Source organism: Arsenicicoccus sp. oral taxon 190, from assembly GCF_001189535.1.
Taxonomy (GTDB): Bacteria; Actinomycetota; Actinomycetes; order Actinomycetales; family Dermatophilaceae; genus Arsenicicoccus.
The window spans coordinates 462,791-482,344 of the sequence record NZ_CP012070.1 but is presented as its reverse complement, the minus strand read 5'-3'; the positions used below and the strand labels follow the sequence as shown (position 1 = coordinate 482,344).

Here is a 19,554-nt window from a genome sequence, read left to right as displayed (position 1 = left end):
GTATGGCGGGGCCGTATGGCGCGGGGCGGGGCGGCGGGCGGTCAGGGACAGCGGATGACCTGGCCGGCGTAGGCCAGGCCGCCACCGAAGCCGAAGAGCAGGATCGGCTCGCCGCTCGCCACCTGGCCGCTGCGGACCAGCTTGGACAGCGCCAGCGGCACCGACGCCGCCGAGGTGTTGCCGGACTCCACCACGTCGGTGGCGACGACGGCCCGGGTCGCGCCGATCTTGGCGGCGAGCGGCTCGATGATCCGCAGATTGGCCTGGTGCAGCACGATCCCGCCGAGGTCGTGCGGGTCGAGGCCGGCCCGTTCGCAGATCTGCCGGGCGATCTGCGGCAGCGCCGTCGTGGTCCAGCGGAAGACCGACTGGCCCTCCTGGCTGAAGCCCTCCGGCAGCTCCTTGATGACGACCGCGTCACCCATCTCGGGGACGGAGCCCCACACGACCGGCCCGACCGTGGGGGTGCCCGACGCCTCGACCACCACCGCCCCGGCGCCGTCGCCGACGAGGATGCAGGTCGCGCGGTCGCTCCAGTCCACGAAGTCCGTGAACTTGTCCACCCCCACCACGACCGCCCTTGTGGCGCTGCCCGCCGCGATCGCCTGGTCGGCGAGGGCGAGGGCGTGGCAGAAGCCCGAGCACACGGCGTTGACGTCCATGACGGCCGGCGAGGCGATCCCCAGGCGCCGCGCCACCTGGGCGGCGGTGCTGGGGGACCGGTCGTGGTTGGTGCAGGTGGCGACGAGCACGAGGTCCACGCCGCCCGGGTCGACGCCGGCGGACCGCAGCGCGTCGAGCGCCGCCGCCGTCGCCATGTCGGCCACCGACTCCTGGGGTGCGGCGACCCGGCGCTCGCGGATGCCGACCCGCCGCGTGATCCACTCGTCGCTGGTGTCCACCAACCGCGCCAGCTCGTGGTTGTCGAGCACCCGGGCGGGCTGGTAGTGACCGACGGCGACGACGGACGATCCGGGCACGGCAGGCTCCTCGGGTGGCGGCTCGGGCTCGCCCCAGCATGAGCGTTACCGAGAGGTACTCAGAATCGGCACGGGATCGGCGCGGGATCGGGTTGACAGGACGTGATGCGCTCCCCAACGGCACCTATGGACCCCGGGCCGATACGGACATAGGGTCCAGGAGCGGCACTCCTTCTGCCGCGTGCCATCAACTGGGAGGAAATGTGCACAAGCACCAGTGGGCCGGACGACGACGTCCGGCCGTCATCTCCGCGGCGGCCCTGGCCGTCGCGCTCGGGCCGGTGGCGATGACCAGCCTGCCCGCTCAGGCCGCCGGCGAGGGGGCCTCGGACCTCTACATCGTCCAGCTGGCCGGCAACCCGATCGCCACCTACACCGGTGGGGTCCAGGGCATCGCGGCCACCAAGCCCGCCGCGGGCAAGAAGGTCAAGGTCGCCTCCGACGCGGGTCGTCGCTACAAGCAGCACCTGGAGAGCACGCACTCCGCGGCCCTCGCCAAGGTGGGCGTCCCGGCCTCGGCCAAGACCCGCGACTACACCACGTCCTTCAACGGCATGGCCGTCCGGCTGACGCCCTCGCAGGCTGCCAAGCTGGAGAAGTCCAAGGACGTCGTGAGGGTGTGGAAGAACGAGATCCGCACCATCGACACCAACACCACGCCGAAGTTCCTCGGCCTCGACGGCCCGGGTGGCGTGTGGCAGAAGCAGTTCGGCGGCAACGCCAACTCCGGCTCCGGCATGATCGTCGGCGTCATCGACTCCGGCATCTGGCCGGAGAACCCCTCCTTCGCACCCCTGGCCAACCCGCAGGACCAGTGGCGGGTCGACCAGAACTGGAACGGCGTCTGCGACGGCGGCACCGGCCCCGACAAGGTCGTCTGCAACAACAAGATCATCGGTGCCCGCGCCTACTACAGCGCCTCCAAGGTCGAGCCCTTCGAGTTCAAGACCCCGCGCGGCTACAACGACCACGGCACCCACACCGCGAGCACCGCGGCCGGCAACTACGGGGTCGACGCCTCCATCAACGGCACCCCGGTCGGCAAGATCTCCGGTATGGCGCCCGCCGCCCGCATCGCCGTCTACAAGGCCCTGTGGGCCACCCCCGACGGCCGCGCCAGCGGCGCCACCGCGGACCTCGTGGCCGCGATCGACCAGTCGGTCGCCGACGGTGTCGACGTGATCAACTACTCCGTCTCGGGGTCCAGCGTCTACTCGGTCACGCCGGACGAGGTGGCCTTCTTCAACGCCGCCAGCGCCGGTGTCTTCGTGTCCGCCTCCGCGGGCAACTCCGGTGACACCGTGGGCGTCTCGTCGGTCGCGCACAACTCCCCGTGGGAGATGACCGTGGCCGCGAGCACCGCGCCCAAGGCCGTCTCCAAGACGCTGACCCTCGGCAACGGCAAGACCTACACCGGCGTCGGCACCGGCGCCAAGGTCGGCCCGGCCCCGGTCATCGACTCCGAGAAGGCAGGCCTGCCGGGCGCCGACCCGGCCAAGGTCAAGTTCTGCTACTCGGACGCCGACGACAACCACAACAACGGCATCACCCCGGTCCTCGACCCGGCGAAGATCAAGGGCAAGATCGTCCTGTGCACCCGCGGCGGCAACGCCCGCGTCGACAAGGGCGAGGCCGTCAAGGCCGCCGGCGGCATCGGCATGATCCAGATCAACACCTCCGACGCGCAGTCGCTCAACGCCGACTACACGCCGGTGCCGATGGTGCACCTGTCGGCCACCGACGGCGCGCCGGTCAAGGCCTACGTCAACTCCGACCCCAACCCCACGGCGACGCTGGGCGACCCCTTCCTGGACCCGGCCGCCCGCAACCCGCAGATGGCGGGCTTCTCGTCATACGGCCCGGCCCTGGCCGGTGGCGGTGACCTGCTCAAGCCCGACATCACCGCGCCCGGCGTGGACATCGTCGCTGCGGTCTCGCCCAAGGCGGACGGCCACAACAACTTCAACTCGATGTCCGGCACCTCGATGTCCGCCCCGCACATCGCGGGCATCGCGGCCCTCATCAAGCAGAAGCACCCCGAGTGGACCTGGTCGCCGATGGCGGTCAAGTCCGCGATGATGACGACGGCGACCACCCTGGACGACAAGGGCCTGCCGATCCAGCGCAGCGGCGAGAACGCCACCCCGCTGGACTTCGGTGCCGGTCACGTCCGCCCGGCCAACGCCATGGAGCCGGGTCTGGTCTACGACTCCTACGCTCCCGACTGGATGATGTATCTCTGCGGCATCAACCAGCTCGAGCTGATCCAGCCCGCGGGCACCTGCAACAAGGTCGGGACCATCGACCCGAGCGACCTCAACTACCCGAGCATCGCGATCGGTGACCTGGCCGGCACGCAGACCGTGACCCGCTACGTCCGCAACGTCGAGAGCAAGACCTCGACCTACAAGGCGCGGGTCCAGCAGCCGACGGGCGTCAACGTCAAGGTGGAGCCGTCGGTCCTGACGGTCAAGCCGGGCGAGACCAAGAAGTTCACGGTCACCTTCACCCGCACCGCGGCGCAGTTCGACCAGTACGGCTTCGGCGCGCTGACCTGGCAGGGCAACCGTGGCCAGGTCGTCCGCAGCCCGCTGGCGATCCGCCCCGTCGCGCTGTCGGTCAACCCGGGCGAGGTCAAGGCCGCCACGACGTCCGGCTCGCAGGCCCTGACGATCCGTCCCGGCTCGTCCGGCACCCTGACGGCCAAGCCGGCCGGTGCCATCCCGTCGCAGGTCAATACCGGCACGGTCGCCCAGGGCGGCGTGCTGACCACCACGGTCCAGGTCCCGGCGGGGGCAAAGGTGGCGCGGTTCGCGACCTTCGACTCCGACTACACCCCGGGCGTGGACATCGACCTGACGGTCAAGAAGGACGGCAAGGAGGTCGGCACCAGCGGTGAGGCGACGGCCGAGGAGCAGGTGACCCTGCTCAAGCCCGAGCCCGGCACCTACACCGTCGAGGCCAAGCTCTTCGCCGGCGCGAGCTCGCTGGCGATCAAGCAGCACTCCTTCGTGCTGACCGACAAGGCGGAGGGCAACCTCACGGCCACCCCGGCCAGCCAGTCGGTGTTGGTGGGCAAGCCGGCCACCGTCACGGTCGGCTGGTCCGGTCTGACCGCGGGTCAGCACTACCTCGGCGCGGTGTCGCTCGCGCAGGGCGCCGCTCCGGCCAAGGACGTGCTCGTCACGCTCGACCCGAAGTGAGCTGAGCAGCAGGCGAGAGCCCGCCGTCCCCGTCCGGGGGCGGCGGGTTCCGTCGTGCCGTTTGCCGGGCCGTGCCGCGCGCTGGGTCGCGCTCGGCTCAGGCCTGGTAGGGCGCCAGCAGCGGCTGCAGGTCGGGCACCACCAGGTCCGCGCCGGCCTCGATCAGCACGCCCTCGGGGAAGCTGGTCGACACCCCGACGACGGCCCCGGCGCCGGCTGCGCGCCCCGCGCGCACCCCGGCCGGCGTGTCCTCGGCCACCAGGCAGTGGTCGGCCGGGACCCCGAGCGCCCGTATGGCGAGCCGGTAGCCCTCCGGGGACGGCTTGCCCTCGGCGACGTCGTCGCGGGTCACCACCACGGCGAATCGCTCGGACCCGCCGAGCAGCTCGAGCGCGGTCAGGGCCCAGCGCGGCCCCGCGGACGTGACGAGGGCGCACGGCACACCGGCGTCCCCGGCCAGCTCCACGAGCAGGCGCGCGCCCGCGACCGGGACCGGGGACACGTCCTGCGGCATGTGCCCGACGACCTCGTCGAAGAGCGCCACCGGGTCCTCGCCCTCCCAGGGCCCCGGGGTGGTGGCGAAGACGTCGTCGGCCCGCCGACCCGTGAACTGCGCGAGCAGCTCGTCGTCGTGGTGCCAGCCCCGGGCGGCGAAGAACCGCCGGAAGGACTCGCGGTGCACGGGCTCGCTGTCGACGAGCGTGCCGTCCAGGTCCAGCAGGAGCGCGGCCGCCCGGTCGGTCAGCGCCGACAGCGTGGGCTCGGCGCCCACCTCAGGCGGGCCACTCGAAGAGCAGGTCGCCGACGGCTACGTCGGTGCCCGCCCGGTCGGCGCTCACCGACCCGGCCGGCTGGTCGAGGACGCACACCATGACCACGGGGGCGCGCCCGCCCGCCTCGATCGCGGCCGGGTCCCAGCGGACGAGCTCCTGGCCCGCCGCGACCTCGGCACCCTCCTGCGCGAGCAGGGTGAAGCCCTCTCCGCCCAGCTGCACGGTGTCGATGCCGAGGTGGACGAGCACGGCGACGCCGTCCCCGGCGATGGCGAAGGCGTGGGGGTGCAGCTTGGCGATGGTCCCGGCGACCGGGGCGATCGCGGTCTGCTCTGCACGGGTCGGCTCGACCGCCAGCCCGGGCCCCACCATCTCGGCGGCGAAGACCGGGTCGGGCACCTCGGACAGCGGCCGGATCGTCCCGGCCGCCGGGCTGAGCACCTGCATCACAGGAGGTCCTCGATGTCCTCGGCTAGGTTGTCGGCCTCGGGACCGACGACGACCTGCACGACCGTGCCCGCGACGACGACCCCGTGGGCCCCGGCAGCCTTGAGGGCGCCCTGGTCGACCACGGCGGCGTCCTTGACCTCGGTGCGCAGCCGGGTGATGCACGGCTCGATCTCGACGATGTTGGCGGGGCCGCCGAGTGCGGCGAGGATCTGCTCGGCCTTGTTCATGGTCGGGTCCTTTCGGAAGAGGGTGCGCCGCGCGGTCAGCCGCGCGGGTCGGTGCTCGAGTCTGCGTCGGTCTGGGTGACCTTGGCCAGCCCGCGGGGGTTGTCCGGGTCCAGGCCGAGCCGGGCGGCGAGCCGCTCGACGACGAGCTGGGCGGGGACGATGGTGCCGATCGGTGCCAGCGTCTCAGGCAGCCGGGGCGTCGGCACGTGCAACGCGCACGCCTCGACGAAACCCGCCGCGCCGCCGATCCCGACGACCGTCGCCCCACGCTCGGTGAGGCCACCGGCCAGCTCGGTCAGCGGCTCCACCATCGGGCCGTCCTCGGCGCAGACCAGCACGGCCACGGCGCCGGGGCGCACCACCGCGATCGGGCCGTGGCGCAGGTCGGCGTAGGAGTAGCCGCGCACCGGGCGCAGGCAGGTCTCCTCGATCTTCAGGGCCGTCTCGAGGGCCGTGCCGAGCAGCAGCCCGCGGCCGGTGACGATGGTCGGGCCGGTGGCCTCGACCAGCGCGCAGGCCGCCTCGTCGACACCCTCGCCCCGCTCGATGATCTCGGCGAGCTCGCCCGGCAGGCCGCGCAGCCGGTCGTCGAGCGCCTCGGGCTCGGGAGCCAGGGCGGTCGCGAGCACCGCCATGGCGATCGTCTGGGTGAGATAGGTCTTGGTCGCGGGCACGGCGATCTCCGGGCCGGCCTGGGTCACCAGCGCCAGGTCCGCCTCGGCGGCGAGGGGGGAGTCGGCGACGTTGGTCACCGCGATCGTCGCGGCCCCTCGCTCCCGCACCATCGCCTGGGTCTCCACGAGCTCCTGCGTCCCCCCGGACTGGCTCACCGTGACGACGACGGTGTCGTCGAGGTCGACCGGCGCGCGGTAGTGGGTGAAGACGCTGGGCGCCAGCATGGCTGCGGGGCGGCCGGCATACGTCTCCAGCAGGTAGCGGCCGTAGAGGCCGGCGTTGTCGCTGGACCCCCGGGCGGAGAACATCACGTGCCGGCGGCCCGCGGCGACCCGGGCGATCTCCTCGCGCAGCGGGAGCAGGCTCTCGATGGTCCGGTCGGCGGCCTGCGGCTGCTCCTGGATCTCGCGCAGCATCTGGCTGGAGTACATGACGTCTCCTTCGAGTCACGATCTCGCCCCCGGTCCTGCGCCTCGTTGACAGGGGTGGGGCCTAGGTGGATCATACAGGTCCGTACTGGTACGGACCAGTGTAGTTGATGGCGAGGCCGCCACGTCGGGTGGCCGGAGAGGAGGGGCGTTGCGCTCCGCCACCCGTCTCGATGGTCCCGTCCCCAAGCACCTGCAGCTGCGGGACACCCTCGCCCGACAGGTCCGCGACCTCGCCCCCGGGTCCGCCATCGCCTCCGAGCGTGAGCTCATGGTCACGTATGCCGTGAGCCGCGCCACCGTCCGTCGCGCCGTCGAGGCCCTCATCGCCGACGGGGTGCTGCACCGCATCCAGGGCAAGGGGACCTTCGTCGCCCGGCCGCGCGTGCAGTCGCACCTGCACCTGGCGTCCTTCACCCAGGACATGCAGCGGCGGGGCCTCACCCCGTCCACCCGCGTCGTCAGCGTCGTCGCGCGACGGCCGCCGGACGAGGTGGCCGCCGACCTGCAGCTCGCGTCCGGGGCACACGCGTGGTTCCTGGAGCGGGTGCGCCTCGCCGACGGGGAGCCGATGGCCTACGAGCGGGCGTGGTACCCCCAGGCCATGCTGCCCGACCTCGACCGGCACGACCTCACCGGCTCGCTCTACGACCTGTTCGCCCAGACCTACGGCCGCACCGTCGACACCGCCGAGCAGACCGCCTGGGCGGACCAGGCCCGCGCCGCCGCCCCCCACCTCGGCATCGCCGTCACCGAGCCGGTGATGGTCTTCGACCGGATCTCCTGCTCGGCCGCCCAACCCCTCGAGCGGATCCGCAGCTTCTACCGCGGCGACCGCTACCAGCTGCACATGAGCCTCGACCGCTCGATGCACCCCTAGCCCCCGGACCCCCGCCCCGCAGCACGTCGGGCGCGGCATACGGGCACCATCCCCAATGGAGAGGAAAACCCCTGATGAGCACAGCAACCGCGGCCAACCCGCCGCGCGAGAAGCGGGGCTACGCAGCCCTCGTGAAGTTCGGCCGCAGCCTCATGCTGCCGATCGCCTCCCTCCCCGCGGCGGCGCTGCTGCTGCGCCTCGGGCAGCCGGACATGCTGGGAGCCGACGGTCTCGGGTGGACCAAGGTCGCTCCCGTCTTCGCGGCGGCCGGTGACGCGCTCTTCGCCAACCTGCCCCTGCTCTTCGCGGTCGGCGTGGCCATCGGCTGGGCCAAGAAGGCCGACGGCTCGACCGCCCTGGCCGCGGTCATCGGCTACCTCGTCTTCAAGGGCGTCGGCGACGCCATGTCGCTCATGGTGCTCAAGCAGCCCACGGCGGCGGGCGCCAAGCCGGCGCTGATCAACTACGGCGTCCTCGGCGGCATCGTGATCGGTCTGCTCGCGGGCTATCTGTGGCAGCGCTACTACCGCATCTCGCTGCCGCCCTACCTCGCGTTCTTCGGCGGTCGCCGGTTCGTGCCGATCGTGACGGCCTTCGCCGCGCTGCTGCTCGCCGTGGCGACAGCCTTCCTCTACCCGGCCTTCAACGCCGGCCTCACCGCCGTCGGCGAGTGGGTCGGGCGCAACGGCATCATCGGCGGCTTCGTCTACGGCACGCTCAACCGCCTCCTGATCCCGCTGGGCCTGCACCACATCCTCAACTCCGTGCCGTGGTTCATCCTCGGCGACTACGCCGCCGCGTCCGGCAAGGTCGTCCACGGTGACATCGCGCGATTCCTGGCCGGGGACAAGACGGCCGGCGCCTTCATGACCGGCTTCTTCCCGATCATGATGTTCGCCCTCCCGGCCGCCGCCATCGCCATCTGGCAGGAGGCCGGCCCGAAGCAGAAGAAGGCCGTCGGTGGCCTCATGCTCTCGGCCGCGCTCACCGCCTTCCTCACCGGCGTGACCGAGCCGCTGGAGTTCGCGTTCATGTTCGTGGCGTGGCCGCTCTACGTCATCCACGCCGTGCTGACCGGCACCTCGCTCGCCCTGGTCAACGCGCTGGGCATCAAGGACGGCTTCGGCTTCTCCGCGGGCCTGTTCGACTACGTGCTCAACCTCGGCATCGCCACCAAGCCGCTGCTGCTCATCCCGATCGGGTTGGCCTACGCGGCGATCTACTACGTGCTGTTCCGCTTCGTGATCCGGCGGTGGAACCTCAAGACGCCCGGCCGCGAGGACGACGTCGAGGAGACCGCCACCGTCGACGGCGACGCCCGCCGATGATCCTGACGGCGTCGCGGCTGCTGCACCCGGACGGTCACCTCACCGGCCCCGGCTGGGTGCGGGTCGAGGGGGACACCCTGGTCGAGGTGGGGGAGGGCACCGCGCCCGCGGCGGCCGAGCCGCCGGTCGACCTCGGTGCGGTCACCCTGGCGCCGGGTCTGGTCGACCAGCACAGCCACGGCGGCGGGGGAGCGGCGTTCACCGACGGCACGGTGGCGGCGGCCCGACGGGTCGTCGCCACCCACGCCGAGCACGGCACCACCACCATGATGGCGAGCCTGGTCACCGACACCATCGACCAGCTCGGCCACCTGGTCGGGGTGCTGGCGCCTCTGGTGGCGTCCGGCGAGCTCGTCGGGATCCACCTCGAGGGCCCGTGGCTGTCGCGGTGCCACAGGGGCGCCCACGACCCCGACAAGCTGGTGCCCCCGACGCGCGAGGACCTGGACCGGCTCCTCGGGGGACACCCGGGGGCGGTGCGGATGGTCACCCTCGCCCCCGAGCTGCCGGGTGGCATCGAGGCGGTGCGGACCACCGTCGCGCACGGTGCCCTCGCCGCGATCGGGCACTCGGACGCCACCCTGGAGGTCGCCGCCGAGGCGGTCGACGCCGGGGCGACCGTCGCCACGCACCTCTTCAACGCGATGCGGCCGCTGCACCACCGCGAGCCGGGGATCGTCGGTGCCACCCTCACCGACCCCCGGGTCATGCTCGAGATCATCTGCGACGGCATCCACGTGCACCCGGCGGTCGTGGGGCACGTGGCGGCGAGCTGCCCCGAGCGGCTCGTCCTGGTCACCGACGCGATGGCCGCTGCGGGGGCTCCGGACGGGCGATACCTGCTCGGGCCGCTCGACGTCGACGTGGTCGACGGGGTCGCCCGGCTGGTCGCGGGCGGTGCCATCGCCGGGAGCACCCTCACGCTGGACCGGGCGGTGCGCTACGCCGTGCAGGTGGCCGGGGTGCCGCTCGCGGTGACCCTCATGGCCGCCACGGCCCACCCCGCCCGGACCCTCGGCCTCACCGACCGCGGCGTCCTGCGCGCCGGCACCCGGGCCGACCTCGTCACCCTGGACGACGACCTGCAGGTGACCGCCGTCATGCGCGGCGGCACCTGGCTGCGGCCGCCCGAGACCCGCGAGCCGTAGCCGGGGGAGACAGCACAGGGCCCGTCCCGCGCGTCAACGCGGGACGGGCCCTGCGGCATACGGCTCAGTGGCTGGGAGCCTGGTCCATGCCCTCGGTGTCGACGTGGTCCGGCACCACCAGGGGCCGCAGCCGGGCCCACGCGAGGAAGAACGCCGACACCACCAGCAGGCCGAGCCCGGCCCACAGGTTGGCGTTGACGTTGCCGGTCTTGTCGAGCTCCTTGTCCGCCACGAGACCCATGACGGTGAGGATCAGGCCGTAGAGCCCGAGCAGGATCCCGATGAAGTTGCGGATGTCGAAGGCGCCGGCCTTGTGCCGGCCCGTGGACGCGTCGGTGCGAGTGCTCATGAGCGGCCTCCTCAGGCGAAGACGAAGTTGAGGACGATGACCATGCCGAGCGCGAGCATCGCGAGCGGCACCGGCCGGGACATCAGCGGCAGGGCGTGGGCGTCGGCGTCCACCAGGGAGTCACGCGGGGTCTCGGAGTAGACCAGACCCACCAGCTGCTCCGCCGGCTTCGGCCGGGTCACCATGGTCACGACCACGCTCACCAGGATGTCCACGACGAAGGCCGCGGACGCGGCGACGAAGCTCGCGCCCTGACCCTTCAGACCCCACAGCCCCACGCTGAGGCCGCCCAGCACGTCCGTGCTGAGGATCGCGACGACGACGGCCGCCAGGGTGCCGCTCACGAGACCGACCCACCCCGCGGTGGGCGTCATCCGCTTCCAGAACATGCCGAGGATGAAGGTCGCGAAGAGCGGCGCGTTGAAGAACCCGAACAGCGTCTGCAGGTAGTCCATCATGTTGCTGAAGTTGGACGCCAGCAGGGCCGTGCCGATCGCGATGACCGTCGCCGCGACCGTCGCCAGCCGCCCGAACCGCAGGTAGTAGTCGTCGTCGCGGTCCTTGATGAGGTACTGCTGCGTGATGTCGTAGCTGATGACGGTGTTGAAGGCCGAGATGTTGGCCGCCATGCCCGCCATGAACGCCGCTAGCAGACCCGTGATCGCCAGGCCGAGCAGACCGTTGGGCAGCACGTCGCGCATGAGCAGCAGCAGCGCGTCGTTGTACTTCACGCCGGTGCCCGCAGCGCCGCCAGCGGGGTGACCGCCGGCCTTGAGCTGGATCATCTCCTGCACCAGGACCGCCGAGATCATGCCGGGGATGATCACGATGAAGGGCACGAACATCTTGGGGAAGGCGCCGATGATCGGCGTCTTGCGGGCCGCGGTGATCGAGTTGGACGCCATCGCGCGCTGCACCTCGACGAAGTTGGTCGTCCAGTAGCCGAAGGACAGCACGAAGCCCAGCCCGAAGACGATGCCGATCACGGACAGCACCGGCGAGTCGAAGCCCGTCAGCGCCGTCCCCGGCCACGAGGTCAGCTGGTCGGCGCCGGAGGGGACCTTCGCGGCGGCCGGGGCCGAGCTCGCGGCCTGGTTGATGCGCTCCGTCAGGCCGCCCCAGCCGCCGACGCGGTGGAGGCCGATCAGCGTCATCGGCAGCAGGCCCGCGACGATGACGAAGAACTGCAGCACCTCGTTGTAGATCGCCGCCGACAGGCCACCGAGGGTGATGTAGGACAGGACGATCGCGGCCGCGACGATCAGCGTCACCCACAGCGGCCAGCCGAGCAGCGCGTGCACGATCGAGCCCAGCAGGAAGAGGTTGACGCCCGCGATCAGCAGCTGCGCCAGGGCGAACGAGATGGCGTTGACGAGGTGCGCGCCCGGCCCGAACCGGCGGAGCATGAACTCCGGCACCGACCGGACCTTGGAGCCGTAGTAAAAGGGCATCATCACGATGCCGAGGAAGAGCATCGCGGGGATGGCGCCGATCCAGAAGTAGTGGACGGTCGACAGGCCCTTCTCGGCGCCGGTGGCGCTCATACCCATGATCTCGACGGCACCGAGGTTGGCCGATATGAAGGCCAGCCCCGTCACCCACGCGGGCAGCGAGCGGCCGGACAGGAAGAAGTCGATCGAGCTCGACACCTGGCGGCGAGCCGCCCACCCGATGCCGAGGACGAACAGGAAGTACAGGGCGATCAGGCTGTAGTCGACCCACGTCGCGGTGATGAGGGTCTCGCGTGCAGCCAGCGCCGAGGGAGCAAGTGCAGTCATGGACCACCCCTACGTCGTCGGAAAGGTACCCCGGGACCCTATGCCCGCAGGCGGCGACCGCGGCGCTCGGGCAGCAGCCCCGCGACGGTTGTGGCCGAACCGTCATACTGGCTCCTGCCATGCCAGCCACCACCGCTCACGACCGGATCCCCCGCGAGATCTGGGTCCTCGTCGCCGCAGCCCTCGTCATCGCCCTCGGCTTCGGGCTCATCGCGCCCGTGCTGCCGGCGTACGCCCGCTCCTTCGACGTGGGGGTGACCGCGGCGTCCATCGTCGTGAGCAGCTTCGCGCTGATGCGGCTGCTGTGGGCGCCGGTGGGCGGCAGGCTGATCGGCCGCCTGGGCGAACGCCCCGTCTACCTGATCGGGCTGCTGGTCGTGGCCGCGTCGACCGGTGCGTGCGCGTTCGCGGCGAGCTACTGGCAGCTGCTGGTCTTCCGGGCGCTCGGCGGCATCGGGTCGACGATGTTCACGGTGTCGGCGGCGGGGCTGATCGTGCGGCTCGCCCCGCCGGCGCTGAGGGGCCGGGTCTCGTCGGCCTACGCGTCGGCCTTCCTCATCGGCAACATCCTCGGGCCCGTCGTCGGCGGCGCGCTGGCGGGGCTCGGCTACCGGGTGCCCTTCCTGGTCTATGCGGTGGCGCTGGTCGTGGCCTCGTTGGTGGTGTGGCTCTTCCTGTCCGGGGCGTCGCTGCGGCCGGCTCCCGGCTCCGTGCCGCTGCCGCCGCTGCGGGTCCGCGACGCGCTGACCCACCCGACCTACCGCGCCATCCTCGGCTCCGGCTTCGCCAACGGCTGGACCAACTTCGGGCTGCGGGTGGCGCTGCTGCCGCTCTTCGCCGTCGCCGTGCTCGGGACCTCGCCCGCCGTGGCGGGGCTGGCGCTCGCGGTCTTCGCCGTCGGCAACGCCTGCGCCCTCACCTTCTCCGGCCGTATGACGGACCTGCGGGGCCGCCGCCCCCTCGTCATCACCGGTCTGGCCGTCAACGGCGTCTTCACGGCGCTCGTCGGGGTCACCGGGTCGCTGTGGCTCCTCTTCGCGGTGTCCCTGCTCGCGGGGGTCGGGGCGGGACTCTTCAACCCCGCCCAGCAGGCGGCCGTCGCCGACGTCGTCGGGTCCGAACGATCCGCCGGTGAGGCGGTGGCGGCGTTCCAGATGGTGCAGGACGCCGGGACGATCGTGGGGCCCGTGCTGGCCGGCGTGATCGTGGACCACGTCGGGTACTCGTGGGCGTTCGTGCTGTCGGGGGTGATCGTGCTGGCGTCGGCGGTGCCGTGGCTGCGCGCGCCCGAGACGGCGCCCCAGGCGACCTGAGACCCCTCGCGGGGTAGTTCGACTACCGGCTGGCGGCCCGTGTCGGCCGCCGTGCTCGGTCGCCGTGCTGAGCGGATCGGGGAACGTGGGGTGCTCCATGGGCGCGCCAGGTTCCCCGATGTGGCCGCGACGCCGCCACCGGACGTGCTCCAGCGGGCGTCGTCCTGCTCAGGCGCACCGATCCGTCCGGACGCGGCACCATCGACACGTCGTCGGCGTGCCGTTCCAGCCGCGCTGCCGCAGCAGCGCGCCGACCTGCTGCGCCACCCGGCAGGGCTGCTCGGCCACCTGCCCCCACCCGAACCGCAGCGTCGCCTTGCCCCGGACCGTGTGCAGGTTGTCGCGGTCCATGTCGCGGAAGGCGCCGTCCTCGACGTGGCCCCGCCGGCCGTCCAGCTCGACGATGGTGTCGAAGTCGCCGTAGTCGTTGTCGCTGATGGCCCCCGTCGCCAGCTGACGCACCTGCCTCCTCGCAGTAGGCAGGCCATGTGGGCGCTCGACGGCGCGCACGTAGGCCAGCTCGAGCTGGGTGGTGCTGCCGTCCTCGACGTCCGCGAGCAGTGCCTCGAGCAGCCCCCGCCAGCGGTGGCGGGAACGGTCACGCAGCCGCGACCGGATCCGGCTCGGGGTGGTGAGTCCCCGCTGGCAGCTGTCGAGCACGGGCGACATCGCGGCTCGCGGCGCGAAGACATAACCCTCCTGACGCACCCGGCGCCGGGTTCCGTGCGGGATCGCCAGCTCGATGGTCACCGGTGGCTGGTCCACGAGCCCATGCAGGTATGCCGCGGCCAGGCCACCAGCCACCGCCCCGTCTCCGGCGAAGCACAGGCCCGCCCACAGTCGGGCTCGCCAGCTCAGCCGCCTCCGGTCGGCGACGGCGTGCAGGTCGACGCAGTACACGCCCGGCAGGACGCGCAGCCACGCCCGGGCGTGGCCGGCGATCCAGGCGTAGGAGTGGCCGAGGGCTCGCAGCTGCCGCCGGCTGACGATGCCGTCCTGCCGTCGTGCCAGCTGCAGGACCTCCGGTGGGGTGGGGCGCATGACCCGAACGTGCCACCGTCCACCGTCGGGCGTCGGGCCTCGCGCGGCACCTGTGGAGGACGACGCGGCTTCCCGCCGAGACGCGCCCGGGTTGTGGACAACTCCACCGCCCTTCCGGGGCTGGAGCGTGATCGGGGAACCCCGTGCGCCGCACAGGCACCCGGCGTTCCCCGATCTGCACCCCCGACGGTGGTGACCCGCCCTGCCTCAGCGAGAGGGGTAGGCCTTGGGCAGCCGCAGCCCGTTGAGGGACATCACGCGGCGACCCAGGTCCGGGTAGTTCGTGATGAACCCGTCGACCCCGTTGTCGATGAGGGCCTGCATCGTGGCGGGGTCGTCGACGGTCCAGGGGACGACCTTCAGGCCGCGCCGGTGGGCGGCCGTGGTCATGGCGGCATCGGCATACAGCCGGAAACCGGGCTCGCCCACCTTGCCGTTCTGGGGGAAGCCGTAGTTGGGGGACAGGGTCGTCACGCCCTCGATGGACGCGGCCGCTGCCACGAAGTCGCCCCCGAAGTCGTCGGCGTCGATCCCCCCGAGCCAGGGCGAGGCGCCCGGCTTGCCGACCTGCAGGAAGTCGTAGTTGGTCAGGGCCACCAAGGGGATCGAGCGGTCCAGGCGGTGCATGACCTTCAGCGCCCCCCAGTCGAAGCTCTGGATCGTCACCTGCTTCTTCAGCCCGGACCGCGCGATCTCGCCGTAGACCGTCCGCACGAACAGGTTGCGCTCCATGGTCTGCTCCGGGGCGCCGGCCTCGACCTTGGTCTCGATGTTCATCATGACCTTCTTGGCCCTGTGCGCCCGCACGACCGCGAAGACGTCGCGCAGCTCCGCCATCTTGTTGCCCCAGATCACCTCCTGCCGCGGGAAGCCGGGCAGCTGCTGGTAGCCGCAGTTCATCGACTTGATCTGGGCGAGCGTCAGGTCCTTGATGTACTTCCCGACGTACGGGTACATCGGGTCCCCCGCCACGACGGGCGCGGTGTCGGCGCACTTGCCGGCAGCCACCTGCCGGTCGTGGGTGACGACGACCTTGAGGTCCTTTGTCACCTGGGTGTCGAGCTCGAGGGTGGTGACACCGAGCTCCAGGGCCTTGGCAAAGCCCTCGGGCGACTCCTCGGTGGTCAGGCCGATCCCGCCGCGGTGGGCCTGGAGGTCGAAGGCCCGGACCGGCTTCGGCCGCGAGCCGTCACCGGCAGCAGTGGCGGCACTGGCGGCACCGGCGGCATCGGCGACAGGGGTGGTCAGGCAGGCGACGACGGCGCTCGTGGCGAGCGTGGCCGCGGCGATGCGGGTGAGGTTCACGAGTTCTCCTGCGTTGTCCGGCGAGCGACGTGCTCGCGTCCCGTGGAACTGTGGCGCGGGCGACGCTACGGGGCCGGGGTGACGCCGGGACGAGCAGCGGATGGCCGGTGGGGGGCGGATCGGCATACGGCGGATCCCATAGGCTTGCGGTGACCGAGCCGATCTGGAGGACCGATGAACGCCGCAGCGCTGCACCCCCGCCTCGACAAGGTCCGCGCGACGATCCTGCGCCGCAACCCGGGGGAGGCGGAGTTCCACCAGGTCGTCGACGAGGTGCTGGACAGCCTGGGGCCGGTGCTCGAGCGCCGACCCGACTACGTGGACGCCAGCATCCTGGAGCGGCTCGCCGAGCCCGAGCGGCAGATCATCTTCCGCGTGCCGTGGGTCGACGACGAGGGGCGGGTGCGCGTCAACCGCGGCTTCCGGGTCGAGTTCAACTCCGCGCTGGGGCCGTACAAGGGTGGCCTGCGCTTCCACCCCAGCGTCTACCTCGGCATCGTGAAGTTCCTCGGCTTCGAGCAGGTCTTCAAGAACTCCCTCACCGGCCTGCCCATCGGCGGCGGCAAGGGTGGCTCCGACTTCGACCCCAAGGGCAAGTCGGACGGCGAGGTGATGCGGTTCTGCCAGTCCTTCATGACCGAGCTCTACCGCCACATCGGGGAGTACACCGACGTCCCCGCCGGCGACATCGGCGTCGGCGGCCGCGAGATCGGTTACCTCTTCGGGCAGTACAAGCGCATCACCAACCGCTACGAGGCCGGCGTCCTCACCGGCAAGGGCATCACCTGGGGCGGCGCGCAGACCCGCACCGAGGCGACGGGATACGGCACCGTCTTCTTCGCCGAGGAGATGCTGGCGATGCGCAAGCGGACCTTCGAGGGGCTGCGCGTGGTCGTGTCCGGGTCGGGCAACGTCGCGGTCTACGCGGCGCAGAAGGTCGAGCAGCTCGGCGGGACCGTCGTCGCGATGAGCGACTCCGGCGGCTACGTCGTGGACGAGGGCGGCATCGACGTCGAGGAGATGCGGGTGCTCAAGGAGGAGCGTCGCGAGCGGATCAGCGCGTATGCCGAGAACCGCTCCACCGCCCGCCACATCACCGACGGCTCCATCTGGGACGTGCCCTGCGACGTGGCGCTGCCCTGCGCGACGCAGAACGAGCTGTCCCTCGACGGCGCCCGATCGCTGATCAAGGGCGGCTGCCGGATCGTCGCGGAGGGCGCCAACATGCCCACCACCCCCGACGCGACCGACGCGCTGCAGCAGGCGGGGGTGCTCTTCGCGCCGGGGAAGGCGTCCAACTGCGGCGGCGTCGCGGTGTCGGCGCTCGAGATGCAGCAGAACGCCTCCCGCGACTCGTGGACCTTCGAGCACACCGAGGAGCGGCTGCGCGAGATCATGTCCGGCGTCTTCGGCAGCTGCGCCATGACCGCCGAGGAGTATGGCGTGCCAGGGGACTTCGTGAAGGGCGCCAACATCGCGGGCTTCGTGAAGGTGGCCGACGCGATGCTGTCCCTCGGCGTCATCTGACCGCACCGGGAGGTCGTCCGACCGACCCCCTGCCAGACGGGGCGTTCCTGCCTGGGGAACGCCCCTTCGGCATGCTCGGGCGGCAGGGTTGGGTGTCGGCATGACACCGTTCATGCTCCGGGTCGCCGAGCTGGTGGGGGCTGACACCGACGACGAGCACGTGGACCTGCCCGTCGTCCCCACCCGGCCCGTCACGGCGACCGCCGTCAACGAGGGGACCGACCGCCAGATCGCGATCCGCTCGCTCGCCGAGCAGCTCGTCTGCGAGGCCAACGCCGTCCTGGGGGACGCCGACGACCACCTCACCCTCGACGACGAGGTCGGGGGAGAGGAGCTCGCCAAGGCGAAGAAGCTGTCGATGAAGGCGCGCTACAGCGCCCTCACCCGCGACCTCGACTGGGAGCCGAGCTATGTCGACCACGACAAGCTCTACCCCCACACCACCTACGAGGGCATCACGATCCACGACTGGAGCAAGTGGGAGGACCCCTTCCGCCTGACCGTCGACGCCTACTACAAGTACCAGGCGGAGAAGGACAAGCGGCTCTACTCGGTCCTCGACGGCTTCGCCCAGGGGCAGGGGCACCTGACCCTGTCCGACGCCAGCTACCTCAACGCCATGAAGGTCTTCCTCGCCGGCGTGACCCCGCTGGAGTACCAGGCGCACCGCCACTTGGCCTACCTGTCGCGGCACTTCAACGGGCCGGGACCCCGCTTCGCCGCGCTGTGCCAGTCGGTCGACGAGATGCGCCACTGCCAGACCGAGATCCACACGCTGTCCAACTACAACAAGTACTACTCGGGCTTCCACAACTTCGCCCAGCAGCACGACCGCGTCTGGTACCTGTCCGTCCCCAAGTCCTTCTTCGACGACGCCCTGTCGGCCGGCCCCTTCGAGTTCCTGATCGCGATCGGGTTCTCCTTCGAGTTCCTGCTGACCAACCTGCTCTTCGTGCCGTTCATGTCGGCGGCGTCCTTCAACGGCGACCTGTCGACGATGACCTTCGGCTTCTCGGCGCAGTCGGACGAGTCCCGGCACATGACCCTCGGCCTGGAGGCCATCAAGTTCCTGCTCGAGCAGGACGAGGCCAACGTGCCGATCGTGCAGGAGTGGGTCGACAAGTGGTTCTGGCGGGGCGACCGCGTCGCCGCGATCGTCGCCCAGATGCTCGACTACATGCTGCCGCGGCCGGTGATGAGCTGGAAGGAGGCCTTCGAGCTCTACTTCGAGAAGCAGATGATGGACGGCCTCTTCGCCGACCTCGCCTACTACGGCATACGGCCGCCGCGGCACGTGCAGCAGGCGATCGACGAGAAGGACCACCTCTCGCACCTCGTCTACTGGGTGTTCTACAACTTCTCGTTCGCCGCCAACTTCACCACGGGCATCCCGAGCGAGTCGCACCAGCAGTGGTTGTGCGAGGCCTACCCGCCCCTTGGTGGAACGAGCAGCACAACGCGGTCATCGACCTGCGCGCCCACCTGCCGGTGCGTCGTCTCGGGATGCACCTGGGGACGCTGGTGGGCCTGGACCGGCCGGACGACGCGTTCTACCTGCTGCACGAGGAGCTCGTCGCCGTGGTCGCGGGGGAGGTGGGGCCGGCCGCAGGGCTGCGTGAGCTCGTGGCGGCCCGTCGGTCCTACGTCGCGGACTGGCGGCGACGGCGCAGCGAGCTGCCGCCGTCGTGGGGGCAGGGCGGCGGCGGGGACGACGTGGTGCTGCGTCAGGTCCTCGGGCTGCCGGGTACGGGGGCGGGGGCCGCGGACGCGTTCGAAGGGACCCTGCAGGGCAGGGGCGTCTCGCCGGGTCGGGCCCGCGGCCGCGCCCGCGTGTGCCGGCACGCCGACGACATCGACCGGGTCCGCCACGGCGAGATCCTGGTGTGCGAGGCCACCGCGCCGAGCTGGACGCCGGCCTTCGCACGGGTGGCGGCGGCGGTGTGCGAGGGCGGAGGCATGCTCACCCACGCCGCCATCATCAGCCGGGAGTACGGCCTGCCGTGCGTCTGCGCCGCCGTCGGTGCCACGCGCCGCGTCCGGGACGGCGACCTGCTCGAGGTGGACGGCGACTCCGGCCTGGTGCGGATCCTGGACGGAGGGCTCCTGCATGGGTGAACCCACGCTGCCGCTCACCGATCCCGGGGCGCGA

16 protein-coding genes and 1 pseudogene are annotated in these 19,554 nt (G+C 71.6%); 8 read left to right on the top strand and 9 right to left on the bottom strand.

The genetic code is table 11. The annotated features are described in order from the left end of the window. Positions 1-41: 41 nt before the first annotated feature. Positions 42-980, bottom strand: coding sequence for a beta-ketoacyl-ACP synthase III (locus ADJ73_RS02275; protein WP_050346923.1), 939 nt, complete (start codon positions 978-980; stop codon positions 42-44). A 203-nt stretch (positions 981-1,183) separates the two neighbouring features. Here ADJ73_RS02275 and ADJ73_RS02270 point away from each other — a divergent pair, with 203 nt between their 5' ends. Beyond that, complete coding sequence (locus ADJ73_RS02270; RefSeq protein WP_216593661.1) at positions 1,184-4,183, top strand: S8 family peptidase; 3,000 nt, start codon at positions 1,184-1,186, stop codon at positions 4,181-4,183. A gap of 97 nt (positions 4,184-4,280) precedes the next feature. Here the strand turns inward: ADJ73_RS02270 and ADJ73_RS02265 are convergent, their stop codons facing one another. From ADJ73_RS02265 to ADJ73_RS02250, 4 genes are read right to left on the bottom strand one after another with little or no spacing between them, the layout of a single operon-like run. Further along, on the bottom strand, positions 4,281-4,955 hold the full coding sequence (locus tag ADJ73_RS02265) for an HAD family hydrolase (protein ID WP_050346922.1): 675 nt from the start codon (positions 4,953-4,955) through the stop codon (positions 4,281-4,283). 1 nt (position 4,956) lies between these two features. Next, positions 4,957-5,403, bottom strand: a complete 447-nt coding sequence (locus ADJ73_RS02260; protein WP_050349197.1) for a PTS sugar transporter subunit IIA — start codon at positions 5,401-5,403, stop codon at positions 4,957-4,959. Next, positions 5,403-5,633: a glucose PTS transporter subunit EIIB gene (locus ADJ73_RS02255; protein ID WP_050346921.1), complete on the bottom strand. Its 231-nt coding sequence runs from the start codon at positions 5,631-5,633 to the stop codon at positions 5,403-5,405. Before ADJ73_RS02255 ends, ADJ73_RS02260 begins: the two co-directional genes overlap by 1 nt. Before the next feature lie 35 nt (positions 5,634-5,668). Continuing rightward, positions 5,669-6,739 (bottom strand): SIS domain-containing protein, encoded by a 1,071-nt coding sequence (locus tag ADJ73_RS02250; RefSeq protein WP_050346920.1) that lies wholly within the window; start codon positions 6,737-6,739, stop codon positions 5,669-5,671. Between the two features lie 148 nt (positions 6,740-6,887). Between ADJ73_RS02250 and ADJ73_RS02245 the strand changes: the two genes are divergently transcribed. The 3 genes from ADJ73_RS02245 to nagA all read left to right on the top strand — a co-directional run bounded on the left by ADJ73_RS02245 (position 6,888) and on the right by nagA (position 10,092). Next, on the top strand, positions 6,888-7,616 hold the full coding sequence (locus tag ADJ73_RS02245; protein ID WP_050346919.1) for a GntR family transcriptional regulator: 729 nt from the start codon (positions 6,888-6,890) through the stop codon (positions 7,614-7,616). Positions 7,617-7,690: 74 nt separating this feature from the next. After that, the gene (locus ADJ73_RS02240) at positions 7,691-8,944 is read left to right on the top strand and encodes a PTS transporter subunit EIIC (protein WP_050346918.1); all 1,254 of its coding nucleotides are present in this window, start codon (positions 7,691-7,693) and stop codon (positions 8,942-8,944) included. Further along, positions 8,941-10,092: an N-acetylglucosamine-6-phosphate deacetylase gene (gene nagA / locus ADJ73_RS02235; protein WP_050346917.1), complete on the top strand. Its 1,152-nt coding sequence runs from the start codon at positions 8,941-8,943 to the stop codon at positions 10,090-10,092. Before ADJ73_RS02240 ends, nagA begins: the two co-directional genes overlap by 4 nt. A gap of 64 nt (positions 10,093-10,156) precedes the next feature. Here the strand turns inward: nagA and ADJ73_RS02230 are convergent, their stop codons facing one another. Beyond that, positions 10,157-10,441: a hypothetical protein gene (locus ADJ73_RS02230; protein ID WP_050346916.1), complete on the bottom strand. Its 285-nt coding sequence runs from the start codon at positions 10,439-10,441 to the stop codon at positions 10,157-10,159. 11 nt (positions 10,442-10,452) lie between these two features. After that, complete coding sequence (locus ADJ73_RS02225; protein WP_050346915.1) at positions 10,453-12,219, bottom strand: sodium:solute symporter family protein; 1,767 nt, start codon at positions 12,217-12,219, stop codon at positions 10,453-10,455. Positions 12,220-12,338: 119 nt separating this feature from the next. On the opposite strand from ADJ73_RS02225, the gene ADJ73_RS02220 reads away from it, so the two are divergent. Then, positions 12,339-13,532: an MFS transporter gene (locus ADJ73_RS02220; RefSeq protein ID WP_050346914.1), complete on the top strand. Its 1,194-nt coding sequence runs from the start codon at positions 12,339-12,341 to the stop codon at positions 13,530-13,532. Between the two features lie 168 nt (positions 13,533-13,700). Here ADJ73_RS02220 and ADJ73_RS02215 read toward each other — a convergent pair whose 3' ends face one another. Next, positions 13,701-14,573 carry a hypothetical protein gene (locus tag ADJ73_RS02215; RefSeq protein ID WP_050346913.1) on the bottom strand — a complete coding sequence of 291 codons (873 nt, stop codon included), beginning with the start codon at positions 14,571-14,573 and terminating at the stop codon, positions 13,701-13,703. A gap of 207 nt (positions 14,574-14,780) precedes the next feature. Further along, the gene (locus tag ADJ73_RS02210) at positions 14,781-15,878 is read right to left on the bottom strand and encodes a glycerophosphodiester phosphodiesterase family protein (RefSeq protein WP_253272644.1); all 1,098 of its coding nucleotides are present in this window, start codon (positions 15,876-15,878) and stop codon (positions 14,781-14,783) included. Between the two features lie 174 nt (positions 15,879-16,052). On the opposite strand from ADJ73_RS02210, the gene gdhA reads away from it, so the two are divergent. From gdhA to ADJ73_RS16415, 3 genes and pseudogenes are all read left to right on the top strand, one after another. Continuing rightward, complete coding sequence (gdhA, locus tag ADJ73_RS02205) at positions 16,053-17,405, top strand: NADP-specific glutamate dehydrogenase (protein ID WP_050346912.1); 1,353 nt, start codon at positions 16,053-16,055, stop codon at positions 17,403-17,405. Between the two features lie 100 nt (positions 17,406-17,505). After that, a pseudogene (locus ADJ73_RS17760) lies at positions 17,506-18,429 on the top strand (hypothetical protein); the annotation flags it as partial. Positions 18,430-18,821: 392 nt separating this feature from the next. Next, on the top strand, positions 18,822-19,520 hold the full coding sequence (locus tag ADJ73_RS16415) for a PEP-utilizing enzyme (RefSeq protein ID WP_082176675.1): 699 nt from the start codon (positions 18,822-18,824) through the stop codon (positions 19,518-19,520). The last annotated feature ends 34 nt before the right edge of the window (positions 19,521-19,554 follow it).

Excerpts from the sequence above, each read along its gene's own strand:
- ADJ73_RS02260 (WP_050349197.1), bottom strand. The coding sequence starts at position 5,403 with ATGCAGGTGCTCAGCCCGGCGGCCGGGACGATCCGGCCGCTGTCCGAG.
- ADJ73_RS02225 (WP_050346915.1), bottom strand. The coding sequence starts at position 12,219 with ATGACTGCACTTGCTCCCTCGGCGCTGGCTGCACGCGAGACCCTCATC.
- gdhA (WP_050346912.1), top strand. The coding sequence starts at position 16,053 with ATGAACGCCGCAGCGCTGCACCCCCGCCTCGACAAGGTCCGCGCGACG.
- ADJ73_RS02230 (WP_050346916.1), bottom strand. The coding sequence starts at position 10,441 with ATGAGCACTCGCACCGACGCGTCCACGGGCCGGCACAAGGCCGGCGCC.
- ADJ73_RS02220 (WP_050346914.1), top strand. The coding sequence starts at position 12,339 with ATGCCAGCCACCACCGCTCACGACCGGATCCCCCGCGAGATCTGGGTC.
- ADJ73_RS02215 (WP_050346913.1), bottom strand. The coding sequence starts at position 14,573 with ATGCGCCCCACCCCACCGGAGGTCCTGCAGCTGGCACGACGGCAGGAC.
- ADJ73_RS02250 (WP_050346920.1), bottom strand. The coding sequence starts at position 6,739 with ATGTACTCCAGCCAGATGCTGCGCGAGATCCAGGAGCAGCCGCAGGCC.
- ADJ73_RS02240 (WP_050346918.1), top strand. The coding sequence starts at position 7,691 with ATGAGCACAGCAACCGCGGCCAACCCGCCGCGCGAGAAGCGGGGCTAC.
- ADJ73_RS02255 (WP_050346921.1), bottom strand. The coding sequence starts at position 5,633 with ATGAACAAGGCCGAGCAGATCCTCGCCGCACTCGGCGGCCCCGCCAAC.
- nagA (WP_050346917.1), top strand. The coding sequence starts at position 8,941 with ATGATCCTGACGGCGTCGCGGCTGCTGCACCCGGACGGTCACCTCACC.